Origin of the sequence: Streptomyces sp. NPDC006208 (assembly GCF_040613775.1) — a bacterium.
Lineage (GTDB): Bacteria > Actinomycetota > Actinomycetes > Streptomycetales > Streptomycetaceae > Streptomyces.
The window spans coordinates 104,887-123,993 of sequence record NZ_JBEXSW010000024.1; the positions used below are offsets into that span (position 1 = coordinate 104,887).

A 19,107-nucleotide genomic window follows, 5' to 3' on the forward strand; every position below is an offset into this window, starting at 1 on the left:
GTCCGCGTCAGATCTTTCTTCGCCGAAGGTTCGGGGGCGCCGCCCCGGGGGCGCCTCCGGGCGGGCCCGCGGGCCCGCCTACGCTGGATCGATGCGGCGTTCGGAGCGTGTGATCGGCACGGTGGTCGGCTCGGCGGTGGGCGACGCCCTGGGCGCACCCTTCGAGTTCGGCGAGCGCGGTGTGTTCCGGGCCCGATTCCCGGACGGCGTCGCCACGATGTGCGGTGGCGGCGGCTGGGACCCGGGCGAGGCCACGGACGACACACAGATGGCGGTGCTGGTCGGCGAGTCACTGCTGGAGCGCGGCGGTCTGGACCCGGCCGACATCTTCGCGCGCTTCCAGCGCTGGGCCGCGGGCGACCCCAAGGACATCGGGCTGCAGACGGAGGACGTGCTGACGAACGGCGAGCCGTGGGACCTGGCCGCCGCACTGCACTTCCAGGTCACCGGCCGGGCCGCGGGCAACGGCTCGCTGATGCGCGCATCCACCTCGGCCGTCCGTTTCGCGGGGACCGGCCGCGATGCCACGATGGCGGCGGCCCGGCGGATCGCGGCGCTCACCCATGGCGACCGCGCGGCCTGGGAGGGCACGGCGGTCTTCCACGAGTTGGTACGGGTGGCTCTGGACGGCGCGGACCCACTGGCCGCGATTCCGTCGGCGCTGGCCCAGGTCGACCCGGCTCACCGGACGCGCTGGGCGACGGTGCTCGCCCCCGAGTGGCACCCGGACGACGCGACGGAGTTCAACGGGGCGGTGTGGCCGTGCCTGGGGTCGGCGCTGTGGGCGCTGCGCACGACGGCGACCTTCGAGGGTTGCCTTGGCGCGGCGATCGACCTGGGCGGTGACACGGACACGGTCGCGGCGGTCGCGGGGGCACTGGCGGGCGCGGTGTACGGCGCGGGGGCGATCCCCGAGCGCTGGACCGGCCTGCTCCATGTCCCGCTGCCCGGCTACCCCGGCCGGGTGCTGCGCCTGGCCGAACTCACCTCACTGGCAAAGGCGCTGGCTGCCTGAGCCTCCTATGACGGGGAGGCGATGCCCACGATCCGGAGCGCGGCGTCGGCGGTGGCTTCGGCGAACCGGGCCACGGACCGGCGCGGATCCGACCGGTGCACCAGGATCACGCCCTCGATCAGACCGAACACGAGATCCGTACGGAGTGCGCGCTCGGCCTTGGTCAGCGCGGCGCCCTCCGGTGTTGCTGCCAGCAGCAGCCCGTACGCGGCCTTGAGCTCCGCCCGGACCCGGCGGAAGATCTCGAAGCGTTCCCCCTGCACCTCGGGGAGGAGATACAGCGCGCCCAGGTTGTACGGCCCGCCGCAGAGCAGCTTCACGTCCGAGCGGCACAGCTCCCACAGCCGCGTCCGCGCCGGCCGTCCGTCGTCGGCGAGCAGTTCGCGCGCCAGGGTCAGGGAGGGGGTGACGGTCGACTCGAGGAGCTCGGCGAGGATGTCCTCCTTGCCGCTGAAGTAGTGGTACATGGAGGCCTGGCGCATGCCCGCGCTCTCGGCGACCGCCCTGGTCGAGGTCGACGTGTAGCCCTGCGTGGTGAACAACTCCGCTGCTGCGGCAAGCAGTTCGTCACGAGCGGACAGTCCGCTGTCCGGCCGTTTGATCGCGCGCGGCCGTCCGACCTTGCGTCCCGTGGTGGTGCTCATACAAGCGATCGTCGCACATCGGCATCCGGCCAAGATCGGCATCGCCGCCGGGCCACGGCCCTGCCCTGGCGCGCTGGACCGCATGGACAGCCCCTGGCACCCGACGGATGATGGACAAAAGTGGTGATAGGTATGAAAGGTGTGGTTCACCATGTCCGAGCACCCCGACTGCGCCCTGGTACGCAGGGGTTACGTAGCGTTCGTCGAGGGCGACCTGAAGACGATCGAATCCCTGATGACGGCCGACGTCGTCCACCACGTACCCGGCCATCACCCGCTGTCCGGGCATCACAAGGGCCGCGAAGCCGTCCTCGACCTGTACCGGCGGCTCGGTGAGGAGACCAACGGAACCATGCAGGTCCAGCTCGAGGCCGTGCTCGCCGACGGTCGCGGGCACGTCATGTCCTTCCACACGTCCAGGGCCGACCGGGGTGACCACGGCCTGGAGATCCGCCAGGGCCTCTTCTTCACCATCGTCGGGGGCAAGATCACCGACATCGACGAATGCACCGAGGACATCGACGAGGAGAACCGCTTCTGGGGTCCGCCGGCCATGTGACCCTGCCCCTCGTCCGACACCGCCGGCCGGCGCATCGAACAGCCGACCCTGGTCACCGCGTAGCAGCGGTACCAGGGCCGCGTCGTGCCCGCGGGGCGCCTCGGCCCGGCGGCCCGGTCAGCCGACCGAGCTGTACGCCACCACACCCCGCAGCAGCGCGTCGACCGCCTTGCGGGCGTTCTTCGCGACCGTGCTGTTCTCCCGCGGCGCGGCGGCCGCGATCTGGCCCAGCACGTCGATGACCTGCTTGCTCCAGCGCACGAAGTCGCCGGCCGGCATCTCGGCCTCGCGCAGCACCTCGTCGAGCCCCTTGTCCGAGGCCCACTGGTAGGCGGCCCAGGCGAAGCCGAGATCGGGTTCGCGCTGCCCGACCCCCTCCGTCTGATTGATCTTGAATTCCTCCTCCAGGGCGTCCAGCCGGCCCCAGATGCGGACCATCTCGCCGAGCGCGGCCTTCGCCTTGCCGGCCGGCACCTTGGGCGGCACCGCATCATCGGCCTGCCGCGCCTCGTACACCAGCGCCGAGACGCACGCGGCCAGTTCGGCAGGGTTCAGTCCCTCCCACACCCCGTCGCGCAGACACTCGCTGGCCAGCAGGTCCAGCTCGCCGTAGAGCCGGGCGAGCCGCTTTCCGTGTTCGGTGACCTCGTCGGCGCGCAGATAGTCCAGCTCGGTCAGCAGCGCGACGATCCGGTCGAAGGTCCGCGCGATCGTGTTCGTACGGCCCTCTATACGGCGTTCCAGCTGATGTGTGTCGCGCTGCAGCCGGTGATAGCGCTCCGCCCACCTGGCGTGGTCCTCGCGCTCGTCGCAGCCGTGGCAGGGGTGCGCCCGCAGCTCGGCACGGAGCCGGGCGATCTGGCGGTCGTCCGCCGCCGGGGCACGGTTCCTGTGGTGCCGGTCGGGCACGATGTGACCGGCCTTGGTGCGCAGCGCCGAAGCGAGATCGCGGCGCGACTGCGGGGAGCGCGGGTTGAACGACTTCGGGATCCGCATCCGCTCCAGCGCCTCGACCGGCACCGGGAAGTCGATCGATGCCAGCCGCTTGACCTGCCGCTCCGCGGTGAGCACCAGCGGCCGCGGGCCGTCGTGGTACTCCAGTCCGCGATGCCCGTTCGTCCGGCCCGCGGGCAGCCCGGGGTCGAGCACGAGGGCGAGGCCCGCGAACTTGCCCGTCGGGACATGGATGACATCGCCCGGCTTGAGCTTCTCCAGGGACGTGGCCGCGGCGGCCCGGCGCTGGGCGGCACCCTGCTTGGCCAGCTCCGTCTCCCGGTCCTTGAGGTCGCGGCGCAGCTGCGCGTACTCCTCGAAGTCCCCGAGGTGGCAGGTCATGCCCTCCCGGTAGCCCTGCAGGCCCTCTTCGTTGCGCTGCACCTGGCGGGAGATGCCGACCACCGACTTGTCCGCCTGGAACTGCGCGAACGACGTCTCCAGCAGCTCGCGCGAGCGGTGCCGGCCGAACTGCTGCACCAGATTGACCGCCATGTTGTACGACGGCTTGAAGCTGGAGCGCAGCGGGTAGGTGCGGGTACCCGCAAGACCGGCGAGCGCGGTCGGGTCCATGGCGCGCTGCCACAGGACCACCGCATGGCCCTCCACGTCGATTCCGCGCCGTCCTGCCCGGCCGGTCAACTGGGTGTACTCGCCCGGGGTGATGTCGGCGTGCTGCTCGCCGTTCCACTTGACGAGCTTCTCCAACACCACCGATCGGGCGGGCATGTTGATGCCGAGGGCCAGGGTCTCGGTGGCGAACACGGCCTTCACCAGGCCCCGTACGAACAGCTCCTCGACGACCTCCTTGAAGGTCGGCAGCATGCCGGCGTGGTGGGCGGCGATACCGCGCTCCAGGCCTTCCAACCACTCGTAGTAGCCGAGGACATGGAGGTCCTCACGGGGGATCGCGGCGGTGCGCCCCTCGACGATCCGGCGCACCTTCGCGCGCGCCTCCTCGTCGTTGAGCCGCAGACCTGCGTACAGGCACTGCTGCACGGCGGCCTCACAGCCCGCCCGGCTGAAGATGAACGTGATGGCGGGCAACAGCCCTTCGGCGTCCAGCCGGTCGATGACCTCGGGCCGCCCCGGCGTCCAGATACGGCTGCGCTGACGCCGCTCACGCTCCCGGTCCGCCTCGCGCACCATCTTTCCGCGGCGCCGGTCCCGCGGGTTGTAGGTGCGCTGGTTCTCCATCCGGGCCAGCCGCACGAGATCGGGGTTGACCTCGCGCCGGCTCGCGCCGCGGCCGCCGTGGTCGGTCCCCTCCTCGAAGAGGTCGTACATCCGGCGGCCTGCCATGACGTGCTGCCACAGCGGGACGGGCCGCTCCTCGGCGACGATCACCTCGGTGTCACCGCGGACGGTGTCCAGCCAGTCGCCGAACTCCTCCGCGTTCGACACGGTCGCGGAGAGCGAGACCAGGGTCACCGACTCGGGGAGGTGGATGATCACTTCCTCCCACACCGCGCCGCGGAAGCGGTCGGAGAGGTAGTGCACCTCGTCCATGACCACATGGCCGAGGCCGAGCAGCGACTGGGAGCCCGCGTACAGCATGTTCCGCAGCACCTCGGTGGTCATCACGACCACGGGCGCCTCGGAGTTGACACTGTTGTCGCCGGTGAGCAGGCCCACCTTCTCGGGGCCGTAGCGCCTCACCAGATCCGCGTACTTCTGGTTGGACAGCGCCTTGATGGGCGTGGTGTAGAAGCACTTGCGACCCTGGGACAGGGCGAGATGGACGGCGAATTCGCCGACGATGGTCTTGCCTGAGCCGGTGGGTGCGGCCACGAGCACGCCCTTGCCCGCCTCCAGGGCCTGGCAGGCCTCGATCTGGAAGGGGTCCAGGTCGAATTCGTACATCGCGCGGAAGGGGGCCAGCGCAGTGGCCTCCTCGGCGGCGCGGATGCGGGAAGCGGCATAGCGCTCGGCGGGAGAGAGGTCCTCGGTCATCTTGTTCATGAGCCTACCCGTCCCCTGTGACAGTCAACGGATCTTTAATTGACCGGGGCACCTACCAGGGCGGATACCCCGTCCCGTACGCACGAACGGCCGGGTGCGCGCTCCGTGCGCCCCGGCCGCCGGCCTGCCTGCAGGTCAGGTGACGTCGTCGTACCCGTTGAGCCGGTGACTGCGCGCGTCCACCTCGCCGGTTGCCTGCTCGGGCAGGGCACGCGAAGCGGGGACTGTCTCCGCCGCACCGAGCGAGGAGGGCGTCAGGTCGAGCTCCGAGGCCTCGTCGTCGTCGAGTCCGGCGTCGGGGTCGTTGCGCCGCCGGCGCTTGTCGTTGAGCAGCGCGAATCCGACAGCCATGAAGTAGAGCAGGATGATCGGCCCGGACAGCGCGATCATGCCGAGCGGGTCGGTGGACGGAGTGGCGATCGCGCCGAAGACGAAGATGCCCATGACGGCGCCGCGCCACCAGCCGAGCATCCTCCGGCCGGTCACGACGCCCGCCGCGTTCAGCATGATCAGAATGAGGGGCAGCTCGAACGAGAACCCGAAGATCAGCACCATGCGGACGGAGAAGTCGAGGATCTTGTCGACCTCGAGGAAGTTCGCCGCGGTGTCGGGGGTGATGCTGAGCAGCACCTTCATGCTCACCGGCATGATCAGGAACGCGAGGTAGGCCCCGGCCGCGAAGAGCGGAACGGCCGCGCACGAGAAGAGGTAGGTGTACTTCTTCTCGTTCTTGTGCAGGCCCGGCGCGACAAAGGCCCACAGCTGGTAGAGCCATACAGGACAGGACACGAGGATGCCCGCCATGAGGACCACCTTCACCGTGGTGGTGAAGGGAGACAGCAGGTCGTTGTACGCGATGGTGGCGCACTTGCCGCCGGTCTCCAGAACGCCCTTCTCACAGGCGGGTACCGGCGACGCAAGAAGATCCATCAGCTCCTGGCTGTAGAACGCGGCGGCCACGGACGCGATCACGATCGCCAGCATCGCCTTCGCGAGCCGGTTCCGGAGCTCACGCAGATGGTCCGCGAGCGGCATGCGCCCCTCGGGGTCCTTCTCCTTCTGCTGTGTGCGGGCAGACTTGAGCAACCCACGTCCTCATCTCGTGCGGCAGGCCATGATCACGGCCTTGGGGTCAGCGCTGGTGGGTGTCGGTGGGCTCGTTCACGGGGCGAGCGCTGGTCACATCGCCGGGAGCCGCCTGGATGGTGCGGGGAGCGGGCTGGTCCTGCGCCGGGTCCTTGGGCTCGGCCGGGGTCGCCGCCGGCTGCCCGTCGGACTTCATCGCCTTGGCCTCGCTCTTCAGGATCCGAGCCGACTTGCCCAGCGAACGTGCCATGTCGGGAAGCTTCTTGGCCCCGAACAGAAGGAGGATGAGCAGCGCGATGATGATGATCTCGGTGGGCCCGATCTGACGGAACATAACTGTGTCTACCTTCTCACCGAGGCGGCTTGGGGCTCTGGTCTGCCGATCACGGTGGACTGGTGTCCGAGCCGCGACCGGCTGCGATCGTAACTCGCACGGGTAAACGCCGGGCAATCCCCGTGCATACTCCCGTCAGCGGTCGGCGCCTCATCACCGGTGCCGCCACCAGCAGCGTACCCCTCGGGTCTGTGCCGCAGCAGGGTGCGTGCGCGATCGCGGACAACGCTGTCAGCGCGCTCCCGCGCCCGGCTCCGGACGTGCTGCGCACGGCCTCAGCGCAGTGCTTCGCCTGTGCGCGCAAGATCCGTGGCCGCCCGCTCCAGATCCTCCGCGGCCCTGTTGATGCGCTCCGTGGTGCGGGAGACCTCGCGGCCGAGCCGCTGGGCCTCGATGAAGACCCTGATACCGAGCACGCCGAGTACGGCGATGCCGAGGAAGCCGAGGGCGATGGCGAGCATGGGCCAGAACATGCGCAGAGCCTAGACCGTTCCGGAACCGTAAGGTCACATGCCGGTGTGCAGGCGCAGGGTCCGCACGCCGCCACCGGTGAGAAGTTCGACGATCCGCTCACCGGCGGGCTTGCGCACCGCGATGCCGCACTCGGGGCAGGTGAAGGAGTAGAAGGTGGTTCGGCGGCTACCGCCGATCGCCAGGCGCAGCGCCCCCGCCGAGAGCTCGAAGCGGGCCCGGCAGTCGGGGCAGGCGGCCTTGAACAGGACCGGTCCGACGGCGGCCGGGATCTTGGGCATCACAGACATGGGCGCGCTGCTCTCCTTATTCCTGACCGTCGTAGGCCGCGAGCGCCTCGCGCGCCGCCGTCCTGGCACTGTCCGCCAGGTCCGCAGGCGAGACGATCCGCCCGTCGCGGCCGAGCCTCAGCCCCAGCCGGCGAAGCGACGCGGGGTCCGGGGTGCGCAGCGTGATGCGCAGACCGCCGTCCGGCAGCTCCTGGGCGCTGTCGTGCGGGTAGTACTCGGCGACCCAGCGCCCGCCGGGCCCGACCTCGACCACTACCTCGGGGTCGTCCGCCGACGGCTGCACCAGCCCCTCGGACAGGTCACGCAGCTCGATCTCCGGCGGCGCGGCGGGGGCGTCGAGCAGCCTGATCTCGGCGACCCGGTCGAGCCGGAAGGTCCGGCGCGCCTCGGAGAGTCGGCACCAGGCCTCCATGTACGTGTGGCCCACCGCGAAGAGCCGGATCGGGTCGACCTCGCGCTCGGTGAGTTCGTCGCGTGCCGGAGAGTAGTAGCGCAGCCACAGCCTGCGCCGCTCGGAGATCGCCCGGTCCACGTCGGCGAAGACCCCGCCCTCGGACTCGAAGGTGACCGACAGCCGGGAGCTGGCACCGGCGGCCTCGCCGGCCGCGGCCTCCAGTTTGGCCGTGGCCCGCAGGAGCGCCTCGCGGTCGCCCTCCCGCAGCCCCGGCAGGGTCGCCACCGCCCGCGCGGCCACCAGGAGGGCGGTCGCCTCGTCGGCGGCGAGCCGCAGCGGCTCGGCGGTGCTGGAGCCGGAGGCGTCGGGGTTGCGCCACCAGATGCGTTCGCCGTCGGTGTCGATGTCGAGCAGATCGCCGCCGCGGAAACTCGTCCCGCACATCGGCAGTACGTCGAGATCGGAGATCAGCTCGTCCTCGGTGATCCCGAAGGCACGGGCGACGTCCACGATGCGCGCACCGGGGCGCTCCCGCAGATAGGTCACCAGCGAGAGCATCCGCCGGGTCTGGTCGATCGCGTTCGTGGCCATGGTCGTACGAGTTCCCCTCAGCCCTTGGCCACGGCACGCAGCCGGTCCACCACATCGGCCCGCAGATCCGCGGGCTCCAGCACGACGACGTCCGGTCCGAACTCCACCAGCCAGGCGTCGAGCCCGTGTCCGTACGGAATCTCCAACTCGTCCCAGCCCTGGCCCAGTTCCGTCACCGACCGGGCCCGGGAGCGCAGTGGGTAGCCGCAGCCCGCGCGCAGTCTGATGCGCGCGGTACGGGTCGCGCTCTCCCCGGCCCAGCTCTCGACGGTCTCCCGCACGGTGACCACATCGGGCACAGGCGCGGTGAACGCCCCCGAACGGGAGCGGACCTTGCCGGTGATACGGGACAGCCTGAAGACGCGCTCCGCGCCCCGGTCCCGGTCGAACCCGGCGAGATACCAGTGCCCGCGCCAGCATTCGAGCGTCCACGGCTCGACATGGCGCTGCTCGGGTCGTGCCGCGTTCGCCTTGCGGTAGTCGAAGACGACGGGGCGGCGGTCGCGGCAGGCGAGCATCAGCGGCTCGAACGACGCCTCGTGGACGGGGATTCGGGGCTCGAGGGCGCCGTGCTGCGCCTCGTAGTCGTCCTGCGTCTCGGGCATTCCGGCCGCACGCAGCTTCTGCAGTGCGCCGCTGGCCGCCCCTGCGAGCCTGGCCTGCTGCCACACCTTGGCCGCCAGTCCCAGTGCCGCGGCCTCCTCGGCCTCGAGGGCGATGGCGGGCAGCCGGTTGCTGTCGCGGCGGGCGAGATAGCCGATCTCCCCGTCGAGATTCTCCACCGTCTCGATGACCAGGCCGAGTTCGCGCAGATCGTCCTTGTCGCGTTCGAACATCCGGTTGAAGGACTCGTCGGAGCCGGCCTCCAGGTAGGCCTCGATGGATCCGCGCAGCTCCCGCTTGCTGAGCGGACGCCGGGTCCCCAGCAAGCACAGCGCCAGATTCATCAGCCGCTCTGCCTTGGCAATGGCCATCGACGCCCCGCACCCTCCTGCCGCAATCACTTCCGAGCGTCGACCGTACCGCTCCGGGGTGTCCGGGCCAAAGCCGAGGGCCCATGCCATCAGGCATGGGCCCTCGTCGAGCTGTACCGCACCGGATCCGACCGGAGCCGGTCACAGACGAAAGATCAGACCGCGACCAGGTCGCAGACGAAGATCAGCGTCTCGCCCGGGGCAATGGTGCCGCCACCGGCGCCTCGGTCGCCGTAGGCGAGGTGCGCGGGGATGGTCAGCCGGCGACGGCCGCCGACCTTCATACCCTGCACGCCCTGGTCCCAGCCCTTGATGACCTGGCCGACGCCGAGCTGGAACTGCAGCGGGGTGCCGCGGTTCCAGGACGCGTCGAACTCCTCGCCGGTGCTGTAGGCGACGCCGACGTAGTGGACGGAGACGGTGTCCCCGGCCTTGGCGACCGGCCCGTCACCCTCCCACAGGTCCACGATCTCGAGCTCGGCGGGAGCCGGGCCCTCGGGGAAGTCGATCTCGGGCTTGTCGATGCTCACGGATGTTGCTCCTTGCGTTCTCTGTTCGAGTCAACCAGGACAGTCTTACAGAACTGCCAGGATGTCGACGGAGAAGACAAGCGTGGAGTTGGCCGGGATCTTGGGCTGCGCCTGGTCACCGTAGGCCATGTCCGGCGGGATGACGAGCAGTACGCGGCTGCCCACCTTCTTGCCCTCCAGGCCCTTCTGCCAGCCCGGAATCACCTGTGCGAGCGGGAAGCTGACCGGCGCGTCGCCGCGGGAGTAGCTGCTGTCGAACTCCTTGCCGTCCTTCCACACGACGCCCTTGTACTTCACCGCCAGCGTGTCGGACGCCTTGACCGCGGGGCCGTCGCCCTCGATGACGTAGTTCGACACCAGCTTGGTCGGCGCGTCCTTCTTCGGCACCGTGATCGAGGGTGCCTTGCCGTCGGTGTTGGTGCCGACCTTGGGCAGGTCGATGTTGTCCTGGGCGACGTCGGTGCCCTTGGCGGAGGCCGGGATGGTGGTCGCCTTCAGGATGTCGACGATGAACACGAGGGTGGCGTTGGGCTTGATGTCGCCCTGGCCCTGCGCGCCGTAGCCGAGCGCGGGCGGGATGACGAGCTGCACCCTGCTGCCGACCTTCTGGCCCTCCAGGCCCTGGTCCCAGCCCTTGATGACCTGGCCGGCGCCGATCGTCAGATCGAACGGCTGCTTGCGGTCGAAGCTGTTGTCGAACGGCTTGTCCGAGTCCCAGGCCTGTCCCAGATAGTTGACCGTGACCGAGTCGCCCTTCTTGACGGTCGCGCCGTCACCCTCCTTGATGACCTCGACCTTCAGCTCCTTGGGCGGATCGCCCTTACCCTTCGCCAAGGTCGGCTTTTCACCGAACTTGGCGCCGGCCGTGATCGCGGGCAGGCCATTGGCGGACGCGGTGGATTCGGAGCCCTTGTCGTTGCCGCAGGCCACTGCTGACAACAGCAGCAGGGGGACGACAAGAAGGCCGGCAAGTCGGCGCACGTGTTCCTCAGATCTCAGACGGCACTTTGGTTTCCCGACACTCTAGGGCGTGCCACGGGCCCCGCACGTGCAACGTACGGGGCCCGTGTGACGTTCCGAAGGATCTGCTACATGCCGGCGATGAGCTTCTCCACCCGGTCGTCGACCGAGCGGAAGGGGTCCTTGCACAGAACGGTGCGCTGCGCCTGGTCGTTGAGCTTCAGATGCACCCAGTCGACCGTGAAGTCCCGTCGCTGCTCCTGGGCCCGCCGGATGAAGTCACCGCGCAGCCGCGCCCTGGTGGTCTGCGGAGGCACCGACTTGCCCTCGAAGATCTTCAGGTCGTTGCAGATGCGGGCGGCCTGCCCCTTGCGCTCCAGGAGGTAGTACAGGCCGCGCCGCCGGTGGATGTCGTGGTACGCGAGGTCTATCTGCGCGACCCGCGGATGCGACATGGTCATGTTGTGCTTGGCCCGGTACCGCTCGATGAGCTTGTACTTCATCACCCAGTCGATCTCGGTGCCGATCCGGTCCAGGTCCTCCGCCTCGATCGCCTCCAGCGTGCGGCCCCACAGCTCCAGGACCTGCTCCACGACGCCGGTGCGGATGCCCCGGCGGTCCACGAAGTCCACGGCCTTCTCGTAGTACTCGCGCTGTACCTCGAGGGCGGACGCCTCACGGCCACTGGCGAGGCGCACCTTGCGCTGCCCGGTGATGTCGTGGCTGACCTCGCGGATGGCCCGGATCGGGTTCTCCAGGGTGAGGTCGCGCATCACCGTGCCGGCCTCGATCATGCGCAGCACCAGGTCGGTCGCGCCGACCTTCAGCAGCATGGTCGTCTCCGACATGTTCGAGTCACCGACGATCACATGCAGGCGGCGGTAGCGCTCGGCGTCGGCGTGGGGTTCGTCGCGGGTGTTGATGATCGGGCGCGAACGGGTGGTGGCGGAACTGACGCCCTCCCAGATGTGCTCGGCGCGCTGGCTGACACAGTAGACCGCGCCTCGCGGCGTCTGGAGCACCTTGCCGGCACCGCACAGCAGCTGCCGGGTGACCAGGAACGGGATCAGAATGTCCGCGAGCCGGGAGAACTCTCCGTGGCGGGCCACCAGATAGTTCTCATGGCAGCCGTAGGAGTTTCCCGCCGAGTCGGTGTTGTTCTTGAAGAGATAGACGTCGCCCGCGATTCCCTCCTCGTGCAGGCGGCGTTCGGCGTCGACGAGCAGGCCCTCGAGAATGCGCTCGCCGGCCTTGTCGTGCGTGACCAGCTCGGTCACGTTGTCGCATTCGGGTGTTGCGTATTCCGGATGCGAACCCACGTCGAGGTACAGACGGGCGCCGTTCCGCAGGAAGACATTGCTGCTGCGGCCCCATGACACAACACGGCGGAAGAGGTAGCGCGCCACTTCGTCAGGTGACAGTCGGCGCTGTCCCCTGAACGTGCACGTGACGCCGTACTCGTTCTCCAGCCCGAAAATGCGGCGGTCCATGTCTGAACATTACGCCTCACGGCCTGAGCTGAAACCGGGTTGGGCAGCACCGTTTCGATCATTTTCCGAAGAGGCCGGGGCCGAGCCCGCAATGTCCTTGCTGCGGCCGGGAACTGCCAGTACCCGCTGAGTGGCCGTCAGAACCAGCAGCGCGGCACATCCCGCGGCCCCCGCGACCGCGAAACTCCACGCCGTGCCGCCGATCTCGACGACCGGGCCCGCCACGGCCGTTCCGACCGCCGCACCGACGCCGAACGTGGTCACCAGCCATGAGAACGCCTCGGTGACCGTACCCCTCGGGGCATGCCGGTCGACCACGATGAACGCGCAGGCGATGGCGGGGGCGAGGAAGACACCGGCGAGCGCGGACAGTGCCGTCATCGCCACGACACCGGGAGTGAGGACCAGCGGCAGGTACCCGGCCGCCAGCAGGGCCACCAGGATCCGCAGCCGGCGCTCGGGGGCCCCGGCCCACTGGCGGGCTCCGTACGCGGTGCCGCCGATCAGCGCGCCGAGTCCGAGAGCGGCCATCAGCCAGCCGTACACCGATGCGCGGCCGTGGTCGTCGGCGTACGCGACTCCGGCGACGGTGATCGAGCCGAGGGCCAGACCGACGAAGAACAACGCGCCGAGCAGGGCCAGCAGCCCCGGCGAGCGCAGCGCGCCCAGCCAGTGCGCCTCGCGGGGGGCCGAGCGCCACGAACGCGAGGGTGCGGACATGACCACGGACAGTGCCCCCAGGACGCCTACCGCATTGATGACGAGCAGCGCCGCGGCGGGCGACCAGAGGGCGACGAGGAGGGTCACGAGCAGCGGGCCGACCGTGAACATCACTTCCTGGGCCACGGCGTCCATCGCGTACGCCCGGTGCACCTGCTCCTGACGGCCGAGCACGCTGGGCCACAGGGCCCGCAGTCCGCCCTCCAGGGGCGGCGTGAACAGGCCCGCAATGGTCACGGCGGCGTAGGCGAGAGGCAGCGGGCCGGTGCCCGCGACGGCGAACAGCGCCATGCCGAGCGCGGAGACGACGGCGGCAGGCAGCTGCACGCGGGGCTGGCCGTACAGGTCCACGGCACGGCCCAGCAGCGGCTGGCCGAGCGCGGTGGCCAGCCCGTACACCGCGGCGAGCGCACCCGCGAGGGTGTAGCTGCCCCCTTCGGCGCGGATGAACAGGACGATCGCGATGTGGCCGGTGGCGTTCGGCAGCCTGCCGACCAGGGTGCCGGTCAGCAGCCGTGCCGCGTGCGGCGCCCTGAGGATGTCTGCGTATCCGGCGGCCATGCCGCAACCCCTCTCCCCCGGACCGTCCGAGGTTTTACGTATAACGTACGCGGTCATACGTACCATGTCGACAGTCCGCGGGTCCACCGAGCCGCCGCCGGCGGACACGTGCACGAGCGGACGGGCGGCGGAGGACGGCACGTATGGCACACCGGTCCAGGCAGGACCGCCCCGTCGCCCCGGCGACGGAGACCCCCCGCCCCACCAGCCGCGACGTGGCCCGCGTCGCCAGGGTCTCGCAGGCCACCGTGTCCCTCGTGCTCGGCGACAAATGGAGGGGCCGCGTCTCCGAACGCACCGCCGCCCTCGTCCGCGGCGCGGCAGAGGAGATCGGCTACCGGCCCAACCTCGCGGCCCGCAATCTCCGGCTGGGGCGCACCCGGACCGCGCTGCTCGTCGTCCCCGCCCTCACCAACGAATTCTTCGCCCGCGTGTACGCCGGCGCATCGGCCGTCGCCGCCGAGCACGGTTTCGGCGTCGTGCTGTATCCCTCCCCCGAGGGCATCGGTCCCGCGAAGGACCCGTTCGCTTCCGCACGCGCGGCACTCGACGGCGTCATCGCCTCGTCCATGGCCGCCCAGGCCCTCACCGCCATCCGCGGCACCGATCTGCCGCTGGTCATGCTCGACAGCGACCCGGCCGACCGCGGCGCGGCAGGCCACGTCAACCTCGACATCGCCGACGGAATGCGTCAGGTCACCGACCACCTGCTGGCCCTCGGCCACCGCCGGTACGTCCACCTCGCCTCCGCCGTCTCCTCCTGGACCTTCGATGTACGCGCGCGGGCTCTGCGCTCCGCACTCGGCGCCGTCCCCGGCACCGAACTGCGCACGGTCCGTGCCGCCCTCGATGTCGGCAGTGCCCGTGCGGCGGCGGAAGGCGCCCTGACCGCATCGGGCCCCCGGCCCACGGCCCTCGTCTGCGACGACGACATCCTGGCCGCCGGTGCCTGCAAGGCGGCCCGCCGCCTCGGCCTGCGTGTCCCGGAGGACCTCACGGTCACGGGCTTCGACGACCTCGCACTCGCCACTGCCGTGGAACCGGAGCTCACCACGGTGCGCCTGCCCGCCGAACGCGTCGGCGAGCAGGGTATGACCGCCCTGCTCGCGGTCCTGTCCGGCCGCGAGCCGGAGGAGACCGACCTGCCCGTGGAGCTCGTCGTCCGCGGCTCCTCCGCGCCGCCGCCGGCCGGCTGACGGGCCGTCCGCGAAAAGGCCGCCAACGCCCGGACCGGCAGTTCGACCACCGGCCGTTCCCGGGCCCGGCCACGGCGGCCCGGAAACGGCTGTGCCCGGACCGCACGGGCGGTCCGGGCACAGGCGGAACAAAGCGGCCGGGCGCTACTCCCCGGCCTCCTCGCCCTCCTCGGTGTCGGAAGGAGCATCCGTCGGCGTCGACGCGGCGCCGTCGGCCTCGAGCAGCCGGGTCAGCTGCCGCCCCACGATCCGCTTGAACTTCCGCTGCTGAGGCCGCGTACGGTCGAGAACAGCGACCTCGAGCCGCTCCGCCGGGATCTCCCGGTCGGTGCCGTTGGCCTGGCTGGACAGGGCCTGTACCGCCAGCTTCAGCGCCTCGGCGAGCGTCATCCCGTCACGGTGCCGCTGGTCCAGGAAGGTGCTGATCTGCTCCGCGTTGCCACCGACCGCCACCGAGCCGTGCTCGTCCACGATCGAGCCGTCGTGCGGCAGCCGGTAGATCTGGTCACCCTCCGGAGCGGCGCCCACCTCGGCGACCACCAGCTCCACCTCGTACGGCTTCTCGCCGGCGCTGGAGAAGATGGTGCCCAGCGTCTGCGCGTAGACGTTGGCGAGCCCACGGGCCGTCACATCGTCGCGGTCGTAGGTGTACCCCCGCAGATCCGCGTAGCGCACGCCGCCGATCCGCAGGTTCTCGTACTCGTTGTACTTGCCGGCTGCGGCGAAGCCGATCCGGTCGTAGATCTCACTGAACTTGTGCAGCGCACGGGACGGATTCTCGCCGACGAAGACAATGCCGTCGGCGTATTGCAGCACGACGAGGCTGCGGCCACGGGCGATGCCCTTGCGGGCGTATTCCGCCCGGTCGGCCATGGCCTGCTGGGGTGAGACATAGAACGGCGTCGACACCGGCTATCCGTCCCTTTCTGTCAGAGGCAGAGGCGAGTACATCAGAGCAGCGCGGCGCGCGGGCCGTCGGGCTGGATGAGGCGTCCCTCGATGATCGAGCGGGCGATCTGGGAGGTCTCGGCCTCGGTCAGCCGGCGGAAGCCCTCGTCCGTGATGACGGTGACGATCGGATAGATCTGCCGGGCCACGTCCGGACCACCGGTCGCCGAGTCGTCGTCGGCCGCGTCGTACAGCGCCTGGACGACAAGGGTGGTGGCCTGCTGCTCGGTGAGATCCTCGCGGTAGAGCTTCTTCATCGCGCCACGGGCGAAGATCGAACCGGAGCCGGTCGCCGCAAAGCCGTGCTCCTCGGAACGGCCGCCGGTCACGTCGTAGGAGAAGATGCGGCCCTTCTCCCGGTCGATGTCGTACCCGGCGAACAGGGGCACCACGGCCAGGCCCTGCATGGCCATGCCGAGGTTGCTGCGGATCATCGTCGAGAGACGGTTCGCCTTGCCCTCCAGCGACAGCTGCGCACCCTCGACCTTCTCGAAGTGCTCCAGCTCGAGCTGGAACAGCTTGACCATCTCCACCGCGAGCCCGGCGGTGCCGGCGATCCCCACGGCCGAGTACTCGTCGGCCGGGAAGACCTTCTCGATGTCGCGCTGCGCGATCATGTTGCCCATCGTGGCCCGCCGGTCGCCCGCGAGCACCACACCGCCCGGAAACGTCGTGGCGACGATGGTCGTGCCGTGCGGCGCCTCGATGGCACCCTGCACGGGCGGCAGAACACGCTTCCCGGGCAGCAGCTCCGGGGAGTGCTGGCCCAGAAAGTCCATGAACGAGGACGAGCCGGGCGTCAGGAAGGCAGCTGGTAGACGCCCGGTGCTACGAGTGTTGGCTTCCACGCGTTTCCTTCCACATATGCGGCTGTACGCCTTGTGACGTCCGGCCGATCCTTGAAATGCCCCAACGCCGCGTTGCAGCTGAAGCACAGTACGCCTCGGACCCTACCCGTCTCAGGACAGTGATCCACATGTTCGGCCGGAGCAGAAAAACAGATACCGCACACGCCTCGCCGCTCGGCAGTCGTCCCGTCCAACTCGGCAGGAGTCGGGCTGCACTTGCACTGCAGGCAGGTGATGCAATTCCGCTTCGCCCGACTGTCCAGCCTTGCACCTCCCGGCGCTGCCGGGAGCACTCCGCGGAGCACTCCCGGCAGTACGCCTGAAGGTCTTTCCGAGCCGCTTTTATCGCCGGCGAGAGAATTCTCGCGGCAATGTCCGTCCGCATCGCGGGCAATCCTCCCCACCCGCAGATTCGGACATCAACGACTATTGCCCACCCTTTTGCACAAATGACCTGACGAAGTCCTCTGCGTTCTCTTCGAGCACATCATCGATTTCATCCAGCACGGAGTCGACGTCGTCCGACAGCTTCTCCTGGCGCTCCTTGAGGTCGGCCGCAGCCTGCGCATCCTGCGCCTGCTCCTCGACCTCCTCCGTGGAACGCGTGGCCTTCTGCTGTCCGCCGCCGGTGTCCTTGGTCGCCATGTCCCTCACCCCGCTCGGTTTGCCCTGACGTGAGTTCGTTCGGTCAAGATCAGACCCTACAAGCAGGGTCCGACATCGGCCCCGCACTTCACTCAACGTCCGGGGACCACCTCGATGATTCCCGGACGGGAGCCGTTTCAGCCGCCCGAGAGCACCCGGACCAGCTCCTCCGCCGTGCGGCACCGGTCCAGCAGCTCCTTGACGTGGTTGCGGGTGCCCCGCAGGGGCTCCAGGGTCGGCACCCGCTGGAGGGAGTCCCTGCCCGGCAGGTCGAAGATGACCGAGTCCCAGGAGGCCGCTGCCACGTCGTCGGCGTACTGTTCCAGGCAGCGGCCGCGGAAGTAGGCGCGGGTGTCCTCCGGAGGCTTGTTCTCGGCCCGCTCGACGGCCTGCTCGTCCAGCAGCCGCTTCATCTTCCCGCGGGCCGCCAGCCGGTTGTACAGGCCCTTCTCGGGACGTACGTCGGCGTACTGGAGGTCCACCAGGTGCAGCCGCGCCGCGTCCCAGTCGAGGCCGTCACGCCGCCGGTAGCCCTCCATGAGCTCCTTCTTGGCGATCCAGTCCAGCTCGCCGGCCAGGCTCATCGGGTCGTTCTCGAGCCGGTTCAGGGTGTCCTCCCAGCGCGTGAGGACGTCCTTGGTCTGGTCGTCGGCATCCGCCCCGAAGCGTTCCTCCACGTACTTGCGGGCGAGCTCGAAGTACTCCATCTGCAGCTGGACCGCGGTCAGTGTCCGGCCGCTGCGGAGCGTGACCAGGTGCTTCAGGCTCGGGTCGTGGGAGACCTGGTGGAGGGTGCGTACGGGCTGTTCCACCGCCAGGTCGACAGCGATGAAGCCGTCCTCGATCATGGAGAGCACCAGGGCCGTGGTGCCCAGCTTGAGGTAGGTCGAGATCTCGGACAGATTGGCGTCGCCGATGATCACATGGAGCCTGCGGTACTTCTCGGCGTCGGAGTGGGGCTCGTCCCGGGTGTTGATGATGGGGCGCTTCAGCGTGGTCTCGAGACCGACCTCGACCTCGAAGTAGTCGGCCCGCTGGCTGATCTGGAAGCCGTGCTCGTGGCCGTCCTGGCCGATTCCGACCCGTCCGGCACCCGTGATGACCTGCCGGGAGACGAAGAACGGCGTCAGATGGCGCACGATGTCCGAGAACGGGGTCTCCCGCTTCATCAGGTAATTCTCGTGCGTGCCGTAGGACGCGCCCTTGTTGTCGGTGTTGTTCTTGTACAGGTGGATCGGCTGGGCGCCGGGGAGCTGGGCCGCGCGCTCGGCGGCCTCGGCCATGATCCGCTCGCCGGCCTTGTCCCACAGGACGGCGTCCCGGGGGTTGGTGACCTCGGGCGAGCTGTATTCGGGGTGGGCATGGTCGACGTAGAGCCGTGCACCGTTGGTGAGGATGACGTTGGCCAGGCCGATGTCCTCGTCGGTGAGCTGGCTGGAGTCGGCGGCCTCGCGGGCGAGGTCGAAGCCGCGGGCGTCCCGCAGCGGATTCTCCTCCTCGAAGTCCCAGCGGGCGCGGCGCGCCCGGTGCATCGCCGCCGCGTAGGCATTGACGATCTGGGACGAGGTGAGCATGGCATTGGCGTTCGGGTGGCCCGGGACGGAGATGCCGTACTCCGTCTCGATGCCCATTACTCGCCGTACAGTCATGCGGCCCTCCTTGCCCGGCGGCGTTCCTGTCCGGGAACGGCGCTCAAGTACCGCTGTTGCTCCGGTGCGTGTGCGGTGCCCGTCCCCGCACTGCGCGACTCGGCGGTACCGACGAGCCTAGAACGCCTCTGCGCTGGTGGGGAGATCAATTTCGTCATTGCTCCGGTGTGGTCGGACCTGTCCGGAAAGCAACCGGCTGCGGATGCTGGGGGTCCCCCCGCCGAAGGCGGGGGGACGGGCATCCGCA

General features: G+C 69.6%; 20 protein-coding genes. 3 read left to right on the forward strand and 17 right to left on the reverse strand.

Going from position 1 to position 19,107, the window contains the following annotated elements; genetic code table 11:
- Positions 1-91 precede the first annotated feature (91 nt).
- On the forward strand, positions 92-1,015 hold the full coding sequence (locus ABZ208_RS21030) for an ADP-ribosylglycohydrolase family protein (RefSeq protein WP_356910980.1): 924 nt from the start codon (positions 92-94) through the stop codon (positions 1,013-1,015).
- Positions 1,016-1,020: 5 nt separating this feature from the next.
- Here the strand turns inward: ABZ208_RS21030 and ABZ208_RS21035 are convergent, their stop codons facing one another.
- Positions 1,021-1,659: a TetR/AcrR family transcriptional regulator gene (locus ABZ208_RS21035; protein ID WP_328402556.1), complete on the reverse strand. Its 639-nt coding sequence runs from the start codon at positions 1,657-1,659 to the stop codon at positions 1,021-1,023.
- A 151-nt stretch (positions 1,660-1,810) separates the two neighbouring features.
- Here ABZ208_RS21035 and ABZ208_RS21040 point away from each other — a divergent pair, with 151 nt between their 5' ends.
- Positions 1,811-2,218 (forward strand): nuclear transport factor 2 family protein, encoded by a 408-nt coding sequence (locus ABZ208_RS21040; RefSeq protein ID WP_328402554.1) that lies wholly within the window; start codon positions 1,811-1,813, stop codon positions 2,216-2,218.
- Positions 2,219-2,335: 117 nt separating this feature from the next.
- Here ABZ208_RS21040 and ABZ208_RS21045 read toward each other — a convergent pair whose 3' ends face one another.
- From ABZ208_RS21045 to ABZ208_RS21095, 11 genes are all read right to left on the reverse strand, one after another.
- Positions 2,336-5,164 carry a DEAD/DEAH box helicase gene (locus tag ABZ208_RS21045; RefSeq protein ID WP_356911005.1) on the reverse strand — a complete coding sequence of 943 codons (2,829 nt, stop codon included), beginning with the start codon at positions 5,162-5,164 and terminating at the stop codon, positions 2,336-2,338.
- Between the two features lie 144 nt (positions 5,165-5,308).
- Positions 5,309-6,259, reverse strand: coding sequence for a twin-arginine translocase subunit TatC (gene tatC, locus ABZ208_RS21050; RefSeq protein ID WP_356910981.1), 951 nt, complete (start codon positions 6,257-6,259; stop codon positions 5,309-5,311).
- Positions 6,260-6,305: 46 nt separating this feature from the next.
- Positions 6,306-6,593, reverse strand: a complete 288-nt coding sequence (gene tatA, locus ABZ208_RS21055) for a Sec-independent protein translocase subunit TatA (RefSeq protein ID WP_328402550.1) — start codon at positions 6,591-6,593, stop codon at positions 6,306-6,308.
- A gap of 275 nt (positions 6,594-6,868) precedes the next feature.
- Positions 6,869-7,066 (reverse strand): hypothetical protein, encoded by a 198-nt coding sequence (locus ABZ208_RS21060; RefSeq protein ID WP_356910982.1) that lies wholly within the window; start codon positions 7,064-7,066, stop codon positions 6,869-6,871.
- Between the two features lie 33 nt (positions 7,067-7,099).
- Positions 7,100-7,354 carry a hypothetical protein gene (locus ABZ208_RS21065; RefSeq protein ID WP_328402545.1) on the reverse strand — a complete coding sequence of 85 codons (255 nt, stop codon included), beginning with the start codon at positions 7,352-7,354 and terminating at the stop codon, positions 7,100-7,102.
- Positions 7,355-7,370: 16 nt separating this feature from the next.
- Positions 7,371-8,339, reverse strand: coding sequence for a WYL domain-containing protein (locus ABZ208_RS21070; protein ID WP_356910983.1), 969 nt, complete (start codon positions 8,337-8,339; stop codon positions 7,371-7,373).
- A 17-nt stretch (positions 8,340-8,356) separates the two neighbouring features.
- Positions 8,357-9,313: a WYL domain-containing protein gene (locus tag ABZ208_RS21075; RefSeq protein ID WP_356910984.1), complete on the reverse strand. Its 957-nt coding sequence runs from the start codon at positions 9,311-9,313 to the stop codon at positions 8,357-8,359.
- Between the two features lie 155 nt (positions 9,314-9,468).
- Entirely contained in the window at positions 9,469-9,843 is a 375-nt protein-coding gene (locus ABZ208_RS21080) for an FKBP-type peptidyl-prolyl cis-trans isomerase (RefSeq protein ID WP_356910985.1), read from the reverse strand.
- Between the two features lie 45 nt (positions 9,844-9,888).
- Positions 9,889-10,824, reverse strand: coding sequence for an FKBP-type peptidyl-prolyl cis-trans isomerase (locus tag ABZ208_RS21085; protein ID WP_356910986.1), 936 nt, complete (start codon positions 10,822-10,824; stop codon positions 9,889-9,891).
- Positions 10,825-10,931: 107 nt separating this feature from the next.
- Positions 10,932-12,293 (reverse strand): Pup--protein ligase, encoded by a 1,362-nt coding sequence (pafA, locus tag ABZ208_RS21090; protein ID WP_356910987.1) that lies wholly within the window; start codon positions 12,291-12,293, stop codon positions 10,932-10,934.
- A gap of 9 nt (positions 12,294-12,302) precedes the next feature.
- Positions 12,303-13,574, reverse strand: coding sequence for an MFS transporter (locus ABZ208_RS21095; protein WP_356910988.1), 1,272 nt, complete (start codon positions 13,572-13,574; stop codon positions 12,303-12,305).
- A gap of 143 nt (positions 13,575-13,717) precedes the next feature.
- Here ABZ208_RS21095 and ABZ208_RS21100 point away from each other — a divergent pair, with 143 nt between their 5' ends.
- A complete protein-coding gene (locus tag ABZ208_RS21100) occupies positions 13,718-14,770 on the forward strand; it encodes a LacI family DNA-binding transcriptional regulator (protein ID WP_356910989.1) in 1,053 nt (350 codons plus the stop codon).
- A 144-nt stretch (positions 14,771-14,914) separates the two neighbouring features.
- Here the strand turns inward: ABZ208_RS21100 and prcA are convergent, their stop codons facing one another.
- From prcA to dop, 5 genes are all read right to left on the reverse strand, one after another.
- On the reverse strand, positions 14,915-15,679 hold the full coding sequence (prcA, locus tag ABZ208_RS21105) for a proteasome subunit alpha (RefSeq protein WP_356910990.1): 765 nt from the start codon (positions 15,677-15,679) through the stop codon (positions 14,915-14,917).
- Positions 15,680-15,720: 41 nt separating this feature from the next.
- Entirely contained in the window at positions 15,721-16,566 is an 846-nt protein-coding gene (gene prcB, locus ABZ208_RS21110; RefSeq protein ID WP_328406020.1) for a proteasome subunit beta, read from the reverse strand.
- The gene (locus ABZ208_RS21115) at positions 16,518-16,970 is read right to left on the reverse strand and encodes an endonuclease domain-containing protein (protein ID WP_356910991.1); all 453 of its coding nucleotides are present in this window, start codon (positions 16,968-16,970) and stop codon (positions 16,518-16,520) included. Before ABZ208_RS21115 ends, prcB begins: the two co-directional genes overlap by 49 nt.
- A 22-nt stretch (positions 16,971-16,992) precedes the next feature.
- Entirely contained in the window at positions 16,993-17,211 is a 219-nt protein-coding gene (locus ABZ208_RS21120; RefSeq protein WP_328402527.1) for a ubiquitin-like protein Pup, read from the reverse strand.
- A 137-nt stretch (positions 17,212-17,348) separates the two neighbouring features.
- On the reverse strand, positions 17,349-18,860 hold the full coding sequence (gene dop / locus ABZ208_RS21125; protein ID WP_356910992.1) for a depupylase/deamidase Dop: 1,512 nt from the start codon (positions 18,858-18,860) through the stop codon (positions 17,349-17,351).
- Positions 18,861-19,107: the final 247 nt, after the last annotated feature.

Coding starts and splice junctions, on each gene's coding strand:
- tatA (WP_328402550.1), bottom strand. CDS start 6,593: ATGTTCCGTCAGATCGGGCCCACCGAGATCATCATCATCGCGCTGCTC.
- ABZ208_RS21040 (WP_328402554.1), top strand. CDS start 1,811: ATGTCCGAGCACCCCGACTGCGCCCTGGTACGCAGGGGTTACGTAGCG.
- ABZ208_RS21045 (WP_356911005.1), bottom strand. CDS start 5,164: ATGACCGAGGACCTCTCTCCCGCCGAGCGCTATGCCGCTTCCCGCATC.
- ABZ208_RS21095 (WP_356910988.1), bottom strand. CDS start 13,574: ATGGCCGCCGGATACGCAGACATCCTCAGGGCGCCGCACGCGGCACGG.
- ABZ208_RS21070 (WP_356910983.1), bottom strand. CDS start 8,339: ATGGCCACGAACGCGATCGACCAGACCCGGCGGATGCTCTCGCTGGTG.
- pafA (WP_356910987.1), bottom strand. CDS start 12,293: ATGGACCGCCGCATTTTCGGGCTGGAGAACGAGTACGGCGTCACGTGC.
- ABZ208_RS21120 (WP_328402527.1), bottom strand. CDS start 17,211: ATGGCGACCAAGGACACCGGCGGCGGACAGCAGAAGGCCACGCGTTCC.
- ABZ208_RS21075 (WP_356910984.1), bottom strand. CDS start 9,313: ATGGCCATTGCCAAGGCAGAGCGGCTGATGAATCTGGCGCTGTGCTTG.
- ABZ208_RS21060 (WP_356910982.1), bottom strand. CDS start 7,066: ATGTTCTGGCCCATGCTCGCCATCGCCCTCGGCTTCCTCGGCATCGCC.
- dop (WP_356910992.1), bottom strand. CDS start 18,860: ATGACTGTACGGCGAGTAATGGGCATCGAGACGGAGTACGGCATCTCC.
- ABZ208_RS21100 (WP_356910989.1), top strand. CDS start 13,718: ATGGCACACCGGTCCAGGCAGGACCGCCCCGTCGCCCCGGCGACGGAG.
- ABZ208_RS21030 (WP_356910980.1), top strand. CDS start 92: ATGCGGCGTTCGGAGCGTGTGATCGGCACGGTGGTCGGCTCGGCGGTG.
- ABZ208_RS21065 (WP_328402545.1), bottom strand. CDS start 7,354: ATGTCTGTGATGCCCAAGATCCCGGCCGCCGTCGGACCGGTCCTGTTC.
- ABZ208_RS21035 (WP_328402556.1), bottom strand. CDS start 1,659: ATGAGCACCACCACGGGACGCAAGGTCGGACGGCCGCGCGCGATCAAA.